General features: G+C 65.2%; 11 protein-coding genes and 1 pseudogene. 2 read left to right on the top strand and 10 right to left on the bottom strand.

Features of this window, described 5'->3' with window-relative positions; translation table 11 throughout:
- Positions 1–129: 129 nt before the first annotated feature.
- Positions 130–1,152, bottom strand: a complete 1,023-nt coding sequence (locus tag AC27IQ_RS12865) for an MCP four helix bundle domain-containing protein (RefSeq protein ID WP_487089697.1) — start codon at positions 1,150–1,152, stop codon at positions 130–132.
- A gap of 275 nt (positions 1,153–1,427) precedes the next feature.
- Here AC27IQ_RS12865 and AC27IQ_RS12860 point away from each other — a divergent pair, with 275 nt between their 5' ends.
- The gene (locus AC27IQ_RS12860; RefSeq protein ID WP_487089696.1) at positions 1,428–3,353 is read left to right on the top strand and encodes a propionate--CoA ligase; all 1,926 of its coding nucleotides are present in this window, start codon (positions 1,428–1,430) and stop codon (positions 3,351–3,353) included.
- Between the two features lie 66 nt (positions 3,354–3,419).
- Here AC27IQ_RS12860 and AC27IQ_RS12855 read toward each other — a convergent pair whose 3' ends face one another.
- The 5 genes and pseudogenes from AC27IQ_RS12855 to AC27IQ_RS12835 form a co-directional block, all read right to left on the bottom strand.
- Positions 3,420–4,556, bottom strand: coding sequence for an MFS transporter (locus AC27IQ_RS12855; RefSeq protein WP_487089699.1), 1,137 nt, complete (start codon positions 4,554–4,556; stop codon positions 3,420–3,422).
- Positions 4,557–4,644: 88 nt separating this feature from the next.
- A complete protein-coding gene (locus tag AC27IQ_RS12850) occupies positions 4,645–5,247 on the bottom strand; it encodes a DUF1349 domain-containing protein (RefSeq protein ID WP_487089695.1) in 603 nt (200 codons plus the stop codon).
- A 2-nt stretch (positions 5,248–5,249) separates the two neighbouring features.
- A complete protein-coding gene (locus tag AC27IQ_RS12845) occupies positions 5,250–5,498 on the bottom strand; it encodes an HAD family hydrolase (protein ID WP_487089694.1) in 249 nt (82 codons plus the stop codon).
- Positions 5,497–5,904, bottom strand: a pseudogene (locus AC27IQ_RS12840) (HAD family hydrolase); the annotation flags it as partial. The gene AC27IQ_RS12845 and the pseudogene AC27IQ_RS12840, both read right to left, overlap by 2 nt.
- Entirely contained in the window at positions 5,904–6,533 is a 630-nt protein-coding gene (locus tag AC27IQ_RS12835) for a dihydrofolate reductase family protein (RefSeq protein WP_487089698.1), read from the bottom strand. The gene AC27IQ_RS12835 and the pseudogene AC27IQ_RS12840, both read right to left, overlap by 1 nt.
- Between AC27IQ_RS12835 and AC27IQ_RS12830 the strand changes: the two genes are divergently transcribed.
- Positions 6,462–6,644 carry a hypothetical protein gene (locus tag AC27IQ_RS12830; protein ID WP_487089700.1) on the top strand — a complete coding sequence of 61 codons (183 nt, stop codon included), beginning with the start codon at positions 6,462–6,464 and terminating at the stop codon, positions 6,642–6,644. The two genes, AC27IQ_RS12835 and AC27IQ_RS12830, sit on opposite strands and share 72 nt — an antisense overlap.
- Here the strand turns inward: AC27IQ_RS12830 and AC27IQ_RS12825 are convergent.
- The 4 genes from AC27IQ_RS12825 to AC27IQ_RS12810 all read right to left on the bottom strand — a co-directional run.
- Positions 6,619–7,815: a zinc-dependent alcohol dehydrogenase gene (locus AC27IQ_RS12825; protein ID WP_487089693.1), complete on the bottom strand. Its 1,197-nt coding sequence runs from the start codon at positions 7,813–7,815 to the stop codon at positions 6,619–6,621. The genes AC27IQ_RS12830 and AC27IQ_RS12825 overlap by 26 nt on opposite strands.
- A 482-nt stretch (positions 7,816–8,297) precedes the next feature.
- A complete protein-coding gene (locus AC27IQ_RS12820) occupies positions 8,298–9,872 on the bottom strand; it encodes a sensor domain-containing protein (protein ID WP_487089692.1) in 1,575 nt (524 codons plus the stop codon).
- Between the two features lie 119 nt (positions 9,873–9,991).
- Positions 9,992–11,821 carry a PAS domain-containing protein gene (locus tag AC27IQ_RS12815; protein WP_487089691.1) on the bottom strand — a complete coding sequence of 610 codons (1,830 nt, stop codon included), beginning with the start codon at positions 11,819–11,821 and terminating at the stop codon, positions 9,992–9,994.
- The coding region (locus tag AC27IQ_RS12810; RefSeq protein WP_487089690.1) for a hypothetical protein at positions 11,770–12,106 on the bottom strand (337 nt) is incomplete at its 5' end. The genes AC27IQ_RS12815 and AC27IQ_RS12810, both read right to left, overlap by 52 nt.

The raw sequence follows: 12,106 nt of genomic DNA, 5'->3' as shown, positions 1-12,106 counted from the left end.
GCGGCGGCTTCCACCGCGGCGTTCAGCGCCAGGATGTTGGTCTGGAACGCGATGGAGTGATCACGCCGATGATGTCGCTGATCTGGCGCGAGCTCTGGTTGATCTCGTCCATGGTGGACACCACCTGGGTCACCACTTGCCCGCCGCGCGCGCCACTTCGGCGGCCGAGGTGGCGAGTTTGTTGGCGGTGGCGGCGGAGTCGGCCGACTGGCGCACGGTGGCGGTCAGCTCTTCCATGGAGCTGGCGGTTTCCTGCAGGTTGCTTGCGGTCTGTTCGGTGCGCTGGCTCAGGTCGGCGTTGCCGGTGGCGATCTCGCGCGTGGCGGTGGCGATGGAGTCGGCCACGTTGCGCACCTCCATCAGCGAGCCTTCGAGCGCGCCGCGCATGGAGGCCAGGGCGCGCAGCAGCAGGCCGGTTTCGTCGGTGGCGTGGCGGCCGTGGTCCTGGCCGGTGAGGTCCATGGCCGCGATCTGCTCGGCCACCTGGCGCGCTTCGGCCAGCGGCCGCGTGATGCTGACCGTCAGGCGCCAGGCCAGCAGCGCCGCCAGCAGCAGCGAGCCCACGCACAAGGCGGTCAGCAAGCCGGTGGCGGCCTGGCTGGCCGCGCGGATGCGCTCGCCAGCCGCGTCCAGTTCACTGCGCTGCAGGTCAGCCATCCGGGCCATGGTCTTTTGCAGGTTGGCCGAAGCTGGCTCGTAGCGTTCGGTGAACGCTCGGGCCGTCGCATCGGTGTTGCCTTCCTTCTTGAGGCGTGACACCTCGTCGCGGGTGGCAAGGTACGCCTTGCGGTTCTCTCCGATCTGCGCGAACAGCGCCCTCTCGGCGTCGCTGTCCAGCATCTTTTCGATCTGCTGCTGAAGCGCCGATGACTGCTTGCTCGACTCGGCCGCGGTGGCGGCGAAGAAGTCCGCCAGCGACGGGTCGCTGCTCTTGGCGATGGCGGCCACGCGCTGCGCGCCGTTGGTGATGTTGCGATACCAGTCGCTGGCGGCCCGCTCCTTCGCCAGCGACGTGTTGAGCATGGTGTTCATTTCCTGCGTGACGGCCCGGAGCTGGACGATGCCGTACAGGCAACTGACCAGAAACAGCACCAGGATGGTGCCGAGCACGAGTGCCAGGCGGCGGCCGATGGTGAAACGGGTGGGTGTCATGAAGGTGCCTTCCAGGACGCTGAGCCAGAGGAAATGGGAAAACAGGGCCTGGGGTGACTGGGGTGGATGCCCTTGCCCGATGTTTCAAAGTGTAGGTGGGCCGTGCGCCAAGGTGGGGAGGGCAAACGAGAGCATGGCGGAATTCGCTCCATTGCGACACGGGTGGGGGGGCCGGTCAGTGGGCACCGCAAGCTGCAGCGCTGTCAGGGCGGCGTCGGGATCCCTGGGCAGAATGGCGCGGTCCTGGCAAAAGAACGATCCCAAGGAGACAAGCCATGCCCCGTTACGCCGACTTCCACCGCCGGTCCCTCGACGACCGCGACGCCTTCTGGGCCGAGCAGGCCCGCCTGATCGACTGGCACACCCCGCCGCAGCAGATCTGCGACGACAGCGATCCGCCATTCGCGCGGTGGTTCTTGGGGGGCACCACCAACCTGTGCCACAACGCGGTGGACCGCCACCTGGCCCACCGGGCCGGCCAGCCGGCGCTGATCGCCGTCTCCACCGAGACGAACACCGAGCGCACCTATTCCTTCGCCGAACTGCATGCCGAGGTGCAGCGCATGGCGGCCGCGCTGCGGTCGCTGGGCGTGGGGCAGGGCGACCGCGTGCTGATCTACATGCCCATGGTGGCCGAGGCGGTGTTTGCCATGCTGGCCTGTGTGCGCATCGGCGCGCTGCACTCCGTGGTGTTCGGCGGTTTCGCGGCCGCGTCGCTCGCCACGCGCATTGACGACGCCGAGCCCGTGGCCATCGTGAGCGCCGACGCGGGATCGCGTGGCGGCAAGGTGGTGCCGTACAAGCCGCTGCTGGACGAGGCCATTGCCCAGTCGCGTCACCAGCCCGCCGCCGTGCTGCTGATCGACCGCGGCCTGGCGCCCATGGCCCGCCAGGCCGGCCGCGACCACGACTGGGCGGCGCTGCGCGAGCAGCACCTGCATGCCGAGGTGCCCTGCGAGTGGGTGGACGCCACGCACCCCAGCTACACGCTGTACACCAGCGGCACCACCGGCCGGCCGAAGGGCGTGCAGCGCGACACGGGCGGCTATGCGGTGGCGCTGGCGGCCAGCATGCGGCACATCTTCGGCGTGGGCGCTGCAGAGGGCGGTGCAGAAGTCGCCGCTGCGAACCCCGGCGTGTTCTTCGCCACCAGCGACATCGGCTGGGTGGTGGGCCACAGCTACATCGTCTATGGCCCGCTGATCGCCGGCATGGCCACGCTGGTGTACGAAGGCCTGCCCACCCGGCCCGATGCGGGCGTGTGGTGGGGTCTGGTGGAAAAGTACCGCGTCACGCACATGTTCTCCGCGCCGACGGCGGTGCGGGTGCTCAAGAAGCAGGACCCGGCCTTTCTGCGCCGGCACGACGTGTCCAGTCTGCAGGGCCTGTGGCTGGCAGGCGAGCCGTTGGACGCGCCCACGGCCAAGTGGATCGCCCAGGCACTGGGCGTGCCCGTGATCGACAACTACTGGCAGACCGAAACCGGCTGGCCCATCCTCACTCTGGCCCGCGGCGTGGAGCCGCAGGCGGCGCGCCTGGGCAGCCCGGGCCGGGCGATGTATGGCTACGACGTGAAGCTGATCGACGAGGCCACGGGCGAGGAGCTCACCGGGCCCGACCAGAAGGGCGTGCTCGCCATCGAAGGGCCGCTCCCTCCGGGTTGCCTGCAGACCGTGTGGCGCGATGACGAGCGCTTCGTGCAGACGTACTGGCAAAGCCTGCCCGGCCCCATGCGCTACAGCACCTTCGACTGGGGCATCCGCGATGCCGATGGCTATTACTTCATCCTCGGGCGCACCGACGACGTGATCAACGTGGCCGGCCACCGCCTGGGCACGCGCGAGATCGAGGAGAGCATCGCCGGCCACCCGCAGATCGCCGAGGTGGCAGTGGTGGGCGTGGCCGATGGGCTCAAGGGCCAGGTGGCGATGGCATTCGCCGTGGTGCGCGATGCGGCGGTGCTTACCGATGAAGCGGCACGCCTGCGGCTGGAGGGCGAGGTGATGCAGCAGGTGGCCCAGCGCCTGGGCGCGGTGGCGCGGCCGGCGCGCGTGCACTTCGTGGCGGCACTGCCCAAGACGCGCAGCGGCAAGCTGCTGCGCCGCGCCCTGCAGGCCGTGGCTGAGCGGCGCGACCCGGGCGACCTCACCACGATGGAAGACCCGGCGGCGCTGCAGCAGGTGAAGGAACTGGTGGGCTGACGGACCGATTCGCCAGAAGATGGAGCCACCGCACCGGGTGGCCGAGAGGGGAAACCGGCTTTTGCGTCAATGCGCCAGGGCCGGTGCCTGCCTGCGCGACCGCCGAGACATCCACAAGAGCAAGCCGATCATGCCCGCCGGACAGAGCGCGACGGCCAGCAGCCCGATGTGGATTTCCGAGTATTCGATGATGATGCCCACCAGCCAGGGGATCAGGCTGCATCCGGCATTGCCGAAAGCGGTCAGCACACCGAACATGGTCGCCCCACCGCGAGGGTAGGCGTCCGCCGTGATGGCCAGCATCGTGGGCCACAGGCAACTGCCCGAAAACCCAGCGGCAATGCTGGCGGCGATGGCCACGGCCGGGCTTGGCGGAAAGCTGATGATGAAGAAAAGACCGATGGTCACGGCACAGCAGCCCAGCATCAGGGAAATCGGCGCGATGCGTTCATGCAGCAGGGCCGCGGCCATTCTGCCGAGTGCCATGCCGACGGAAAACCCGGCCAGCGCAAAGCCGCCTACTTCCTTCGAATACCCCAGCCCCTGCTCCGCATAGGTGGGTAGCCATTGCGACAGCCCCGTTTCCGTGGCGCCCCCGAGAAAGATGGCGATCAGGCACGCGATGAAGTAGGGCTGCTTGATCAGCTGGGGCATGGCTTCCCGTTGCGCGTCTTCCTGGATCAGGGGCGGCAGCCTCAATCCGAGAAACAGCAGGAAGGTGACGATTGGCGCGACCGTGATGCCCAGAGCAACCATGCGCCACGACACGTCCCATTTCAGGCCGATGCTGGCAATCAGCACGGCACCCACCGCCCCGACGCAGAAAAACGCATGCAGCCAATTCATGGCCGCGCTGCGGCGTTCGGGCTGGAGTGCGACCACGATGGGACTGAGGATCATGTCCAGCACGCCAGCGCCGAATCCCATCACGGCGACGGCAAACAGCAAAAAGGCGTAGGAAGGGGCAAAGCCGACCAGGACCAAGCCGGCGGTGGTGGTGATGAGCCCAAAAAGAATGATCCGCTTGGCATCGCCTCGGTCCGCCAAAGGCCCGGTCACCAGGATGGCAATGATGAAGCTGAGAAACATGATGGCCGGGATTCGCCCCAACTGCTCCGCGGTCAGCCCGCCCTGTTTCCCGAAGGTGTCGCTGAACGTGGTCAGGTACACCGGCAGAAAGTTCAGGGCAATGGCCAGGCACATCATGGCCGCGTAGCAGACGTAAAGCGCGCGGCGGTTCTGATCGACTGAAGTTTTCATGGTGAATAGGGATATGGGTATGGCTGCTGTCTCAAAAGCGGGTGGAAGCGTGTTCTTTCCAGAGGCATTCCGTCCACTCGATTTCCGAGAAATGCGCCTCGAATGACGAGTCGCCCGGGCTGCTGGCGAAGAACCCGAATCGAACGGCGCCTTGCGCATGGAATAAATGGAACATGCGCATCATGCTGAAGCGGATTCCGTCGGAGGAGTTTTCAAGTAGAAAATCGCTGCCCCTTCGGCTCAGCCGGTAATGCATGGTTTGCGTGGTCCGGTCATAGTTGGCCATGGACCAGTCTGAAAAACCATGGTTGGTCACGACGGCGAACAATTGCTGAAAGCCGTTGCTCTGGTATTCGATACCGCTCTTCATCCAGGTGTTTTTGTCCTGGTAGATGAACAGGCCGCATTGGTCGAAGTGCACTTTGGAATCGAAGGCAACCTTGGCCTTCAGGGTCCAGAATGGTTCTTCGCTGGAAAGGGCGAGCGCAGGTGCGTTGTCGTATTCCAGCCCGTAATAGGTACCCTGCCAAAAATCCGTATCCGGGGTGGTGCGAATGACGATTTCCTGATCGGTGATGGAAGACGACGCCGGCGGATTGATCCAGTTCAAATCCGCGATGTTGAATTTTTTCATTTTCATTGCTCAAGAAACCACTTCGTGATCTCGTCATGGTGGCGCACATGCCGATCCGCCGCGCTCAAATCCTGAAGTCCCGAATGGGGGTTGACGAATCCGATGCAGAACATGCCCGCGGCTTTGGCAGCGGCCACACCGTGGCTTGAATCTTCGATCACCGCACATTCGTGGGGAGCGACACCCAGCCGGCCGGCTGCCAAAAGAAAGATTTCGGGGTCGGGCTTGCTGTTTTTTGACGTCCGTTCCACACACCACGCGATCGAAAAAAGGCAGCAGTTCGGTTTTCCGCAAAATGACTCCCACCAGTTCAGCGGGCGAAGACGAAGCCACGGCGCAAGGTATTTCCGCTTCTTTCAACTTGACGAGAAAATCCGGCACCCCGGGCATGGCCGAAAGGGGGGCCATGCCCATGGCCCGAACCACCTGCTTTTGGTGTTGTGCCATCAGGAAATCCAGCGGTTCGGCCAGCCCATGCTCCGCCTTGATGGTGCTCCACATATACCGCTGCGTGGTTCCCACGAAACGCGACAGCCCCGCCGTGTCGAGGGTCACGCCGTAGCGGGCGTAGGAAAGCTTTTCCTGCTCCATATAAAGGGGTTCGCTGTCGACCAGTACCCCGTCCATATCGAAAATAACGGCGCGGATTTCCGGCATCAATGCGTCCTTTGCGGTGCCAGCTCGCGCTTGAAATGCATGAGGTTGTAGTTGGAGCGCGCATCGAAGGCATGCAGCTTGAATGACTTGGTCATTTCGATGTTTCGATAACCTTCGCCATCCGTCAGCGTGGTCGTTTCCGAGCCGCCGATGATGATGGGCAACTGCATGAGGATGATTTCGTCCACCAGGTCGAGATCGAAAATCTGCCAATTCAACTGGCCACCGCCCTCGACCATGATGTGCCTGATTCCGCGCGCTTCCAGCAAGGGGAAAAGCAGCTTGAAATCCACCTGCGATGCGCCGACGAAAATCACTTCCTTTCCCTGGGCGCGAATCTGCTCCACCATCTCGTGGTCGCGCGCCTGCTCCGTCGTGGCGATGATGGTTTCTTCAGGCGAACTCAGGACCTTGGCGGACACGGGAAAGTCCAGCGATGTCGTCGGAATGATGCGGATGGGGTTGCGCCCGGCCTCATAACGGTTGGTCAACTGGGGATCGTCAGTGACGATGGTTTTGCGGCCGACCATGATGGCGTCCACCTCGCCGCGAAATTTATGGATGAAGCGCATGTCGTCATCGTTGAAACGCTGGAACAGCGCCTTGCTCGATGCCCCATTGCCCCCCAACGTCAATTTGCCGTCGATGGAAATCTGGCTGAATACAGTAACCTTCACGATAACTCCCTTTGGTTTTTTGATGGCTGGCTGGGGTTCAAAGGTATTGCGGGTTCGGCGTGAACACGCCCTTGATCGTGGGCACGGACGGGTCATTCAATAACCCATCGAATGCCGCGGCGTAAGCCTCCAGTCCGTAGCGGTGCGTTACCAAGCGGCCCAGCTCGGGCAGCATTTTTGCCATGCGCAGTGCGCGGGGAAAATGCTGGTTGTATTCGCCGGCTGAAATAATGCTGATGGCGTTGACAAGAAAATGCTTGACGGGCAGCGGGTACTGATAATTGCCGTTGAATCCGAAAAGGACGATTTTTCCGCCCCGGCGAATGTATCGAGCGGCCGTGCCGAGCTGATTGCCAACGGTATCGATGGCGGCGTCCACATGGCCTTCCTGCATGCGGGCCTCGAGGTCGTCGGGGTGCATGACCTCCAATCCGAGCGAACGGCCGAATGCGATCCGGTGCGGATTCAGATCGGTGGCGAGGGTCTGAACGCCCATCGCGCGCAAAAGCAGTTGTGCGACCAGGCTCATGGGGCCGGAGCCGAGCAGCAAAACCCTTTGGCCTGCCTGAATCGCTGCTTGGTCGATGTTGTTCAAAATGCAGGCGACGGGTTCGATCAACACGCCAGTCTCCCAGCTCATGTCGTCCGGCAGGGGATAGACGAACCGCTCGCGGGTGGTGAAGCGTTCGGCAAAGGTGCCATGCTTGTTGACCCCCGCGATATTCAGCGTTGCATTGGCGCCGCCATTGCAAAGGTGGGTTTGGCCGGAGGCACAGAATTCGCAGGTTCCGCAGTATTCGTTGGGATCCACCACCACCCGCATTCCGGTGCGCAGGTATTTGACGCCTGCGCCCACCCTGGTGATCACACCGACTGCCTCGTGGCCGCGAACCACGCCGATTTTCCCTTCCTCCCGGCCGGACAAGACCGCCAGGTCGGTGCCGCAGATGCCTGACAGGACAATATCGATTTCCACGCCATCGGCTGCAAATGCATCGATGTCATGGTGGGTGATCAAACCCAGTTTTTGCTGATCGATCAAACCAAGTGCGTTCATACCGTCTTCATACCTCCGAATGATTTTTTTGCGAAAAGCCGGGGCGGAATCCGTATGGCTTGGCAGACCATGGGTGAAAACCGCCAGTTGCAGCGTCAGTGATTCATTGATAGCTTTTGCATTGACAGGGGTGCTGCCATTCGCGCTTGGCCAAAAATCGCCCCGTGTCAATGGCATTTAAATAAATGGCATTCAAGGCAATTTCACTCCGGCTGCTTGTGAATCAAATGCCCTCCGGTACTTTATCCCAGTTGATATCCAAAATATTTTATTCAGAGAATGAATATTTTAAATATCAACGATATTCTTATGGCATTAATCAATATTGCCTTATATGTATTTAAATCATTCTTGTTTTTCAGAATGAAATGGCCGGAGCGGGGGGTGCCGGCCAGGCGAGGCCCTCCGCTTGCCGTGCTGCGCGAGCCAAAGGGGCGTTGAATGGGGCGCCTTGTCGGCACCCTGCGGTGAACCAGGCCGGTCACCTAGCTGGAATCGCCATCACGCCATACCGCCGATTGCTACTATTGGTATAGCAATATGCCCTAGTGGATATTGCGCTGAAGGCCTTTTTGATCCAAGGCTCAACGCGGCATGCGGTCGCTAAGCGACGCCGTCCGGTGCCAAGTTGGCCGGTTTCTGGCGGAACCGGCTTGGCGTCAAAGCCCGCGGCGCGGCTGCCAGCCTTCGGGCGCCTGCCATTGCCCCAGCCACTGCGGCAGTTCATCGGCCGGCATGGGCCGGGCGATGCAGTAGCCCTGCGCCAGCGCGCAACCCATCTGCAGCAGCATCTGCCCCTGCTCCACGGTTTCCACGCCTTCGGCGACGATGGAGTAGCCGAACGACCGCGCCAAGCCGATCACGCCCTGCACGATGGCCAGGTCGCCCGAGTCGGTCATCATCCCGTGCACGAAGCTCTGGTCGAGCTTGAGCGTGTCCATGGGCAGGCGGCGCAGGTAGGTGAGCGACGAGTACCCGGTGCCGAAGTCGTCCAGCGACACCGTCACCCCCAGGTCGCGCAGTTGCTGCAGCTGCAGCGCGACGTGGCCGATGTCGTAGAGCGCCGCGCTTTCGGTGATCTCCATGTCCAGCAGGCTCGCGGGCACGTCGGGCCGCTGCGCCAGGCGCCCGGCCAGCCAGTCGGCAAAGCCTTCGCGCTGCAGGTGCTGGGCCGAGATGTTGACGCTCACCGGCAGCCGCAGGCCGGCGCGCAGCAGGGCGGCGATGCAGTCCAGCGCGGTGTCGACCACCCATTCGCCGAAGACCGTCTCCAGGTCGGTGCCGTCCATCAGGTGCAGGAAGGCGCCGGGCGACAGGGTACCGCGTTGCGGGTGATGCCAGCGCGCCAGCGCCTCGGCGCCCACCACCGTACCCCGGCGCATGTCCACCTTGGGCTGCAGGAAGAGGGCGAACTCGCCCGCCACGATGGCATCGCGCACCTTCTCGCCCTGTTCGCGGTGGCTCTGCAGCGCGCGCTCCTGCGCGGCGTCGAAGGCGTGGAAGCGGTTGCGGCCGGACTGCTTGGCCGCGTACATGGCCTGGTCGGCATGGCGCAGCAGGGCATCGGCGTCCGCGTCGTCGTCGGGGTAGATGGTGTAGCCCACGCTGGCCGTCACCGTCACCGCCACCCGCTCGGTGCCCAGCGTGTAGGGCGCGGCCACGCTTTCCATCACCCGGCGCAGCAGGCGCTCGCCGTCGGCGCGGGTCGCCAGATCGGGCAGCAGGATGACGAATTCGTCGCCACCCAGCCGCGCCACGCAGTCCACGGGGCGCAGCGCCCGCGTGAGTCGGCCGGCCACGATCACCAGCAGGCGGTCGCCCGCGTCGTGGCCGAGCCGGTCGTTCACGGGCTTGAAACCGTCCAGGTCAAGGTAAGCCACGCCCAGCAATTGGCCCCGCTCGCGCGCCCGCGCCATGACCTGCTGCAGCCGCGTGGCCAGCAGCACCCGGTTGGGCAGGCCGGTGAGCGCATCGAAATGGGCGAGCTTTTGCAGCAGCTCTTCCTGCACGCGCTGGCTGCTCACGTCGATGCCCACGCCCAGCATGCGCTGCGGCCGGCCGGCCTCGTCGTAGTCCACGATCTTGCCCAGGTTGCGCACCCAGCGGCCGGGCCCCTGGGGCAGCGCGATCTGCCAGGTGGCGTCGAACGGCGTGGCGGGGTGGGCGGTGTGGCGCGCCAGCTCAGTGGTCACTGCCTCGATGTCGGCGGGCGCCATGCCGGCGGTCCAGTGCACGGGCAAAGCGTCGCCGGCGGCGGGCGGCAGGCCCTGCAGGTCGCGCCAGCGGCGGTCGCCGGTGAGCGATCCGGTCTGCAGGTTCCAGTCCCACAGTCCGATGGAGGCGGCCGAGATGGTCAGCGACAGCAGCGCTCGCGCTCGCGCACCTGGTCTTCCATGCGCTTGCGCTCGGTGATGTCGTGCCCCGAAAACAGCCAGGCCTGCACGCCGTCGATCTCGGTGGCGTGCATGGACTGCAGCACCGTGCGCAAGCCGTCGTGGCGCGTGCGCATGGTGATTTCCACGCCGTTGACGGCGATGCGGTCCTGCACGGATTCCACCAGCGCCGCACGCACCTGCGGGGTGATGATGCCCAGCTCGACGGCGGTGCGGCCGATGGCCTCGTCCCGGGGAATGCCCAGCAGGGCCTCCCAGGCGGGGTTGACGTCGATGTAGGCGCCATCCTCGCGGCGCGACAGGCCCATGGGGTAGGGCATGAGGCGGAACACGCGGGCGAAGCGGTCCTCGGACTGGCTCAGCCGCTCGCTGGCACGCCGTGATTCGTCGATGTCCTGGATCACGCCGCGCACGCGGGTGACGTGTCCGTTTTCCAGCACGGGCTCGGCGGTGGCGGTCACCCAGATGTGCCGGCCGTCGTCGGCCCGCTGGATCTGCACCTGCATGCTCCATTCGGCCCGGTCCACGATGCATTGCCGAAAGCGCTCGCGCAGGGCTTCGCGAAAGGGCGGCACCACGAACCGCTCCAGGTAGTCGGTGCGCGGCAGCGGCGCGTCGGGCGGCAGGCCGTGGATGTCGTACGAGACATCGGACCAGTACACCAGCCCCTCCCCGACGATGTGCTCCCACGCGCCCATGCGGGCCATGCGGCCGGCCTGCTGCAGCAGGCGGTTGGCGTCCATCAGCCGGGCGCGGCTGTGTTCCTCGGCCGTCATGTCGTGGAACACGAAGACGATGCATTCCTGGCCCGACACCGTCACGGGCCGCGCCGACATCAGCCCGGGAATGGGCCGCTTGCCGCGCTGCGCCACCATCGGCATGCGGTCCACGTAGCCGTCGCGGCGGTGCAGCGCCACCATCTGCGCGCGCTGCTCGGGATGGGCCCAGATGTCCAGCTCGGTCGAGGTGCGGCCCACCGCCTGTTCGCGGGTGTAGCCCAGCAGCTCGGTGAAGGCCTCGTTCACATCCAGGTAGCAGCCGTCGGACAGGCGCGCCACGCCGGCGGGGTCGGGCAGCATCTGGTAGATGGTGGTGTACTTGACCTCCGACAGCCGCAGCGCCTCCTGCATCTCGTGCAGCGAGGTCACATCGAGGTCCATGCCCACCAGGCGCAGCGGCCGGCCGTGCGCGTCACGCTCGGCCACCTGCCCCCGGGCGATCACCCAGCGCCAGCGGCCATGGATGTCCTGCATGCGGAATTCGGCATTGAAGCTGTCTTCGTGCCCCTCCATCGTGCGCTGCAGGTAGGTGGCCAGGCGGGCGGCGTCGTCCGGGTGGCGGCGTTCGTTCCAGCGCTGCCAGTCGCTCGCGTCGCGCGCGGCTGCGCCAGCGCCACGGCGGGTGTCCCGGTCTTCCAGCCCGAAGGCCTGGTAGAAGCTGCCGCGGTAGGAAAACCGGCGTTGGGGCACATCCCACTCCCAGCGGCCGCCGCCGGTGGCATCCAGGGCCATGAGCAGTTCCTGCTCCTGCTGGCGCAGCGTCTGCAGTGCCCGGGCCCGGCCGCACAGCAGCTGCGTGCCCCCACCCAGGATCAAGAAGCCCATGCCATAGCGCCAGGGCAACTGCTGCAGCCAGGGCATCAGGTCGCCCTCCAGCAGGAAGCCCGCCGGCCCTTCGCGCCAGAACAGCATGCACGGCGGCAGGCAGGCGGCCACGGCGACGATCACCACCCACAGGTTCAGGCCCGTCGCCTGCCGCACCCCGCGCCACAGCAGGCCGATGGCGAACACGGCGCCGATCGCGCCCAGCCCGGCAGGCAGCGCCCGGCCGACAGCCACCAGAAGCCGACGGCCGTGACCCCGGCCGCCAGCGCCCCGGCCAGCGGGCCGAACATCACCGTGCACACCGCCGTCACCGTGGGATGGGGCAATTCGGCATACAGGGGGTCGAACGCCCGGGTGAACACCATGATCAGCACGGAGGCCAGGCCCCCGATCAGCCCGGCCTGCACCCGCGTGCGCCGCGATGGCTGCAGCAGTTCCGCGCCGGGCAACAGCGCCAGCACCGCGATCAGC

It is taken from the genome of Acidovorax sp. KPB24-07, from assembly GCF_057543315.1.
This window is presented reverse-complemented; position numbering and strand designations above follow the sequence as displayed.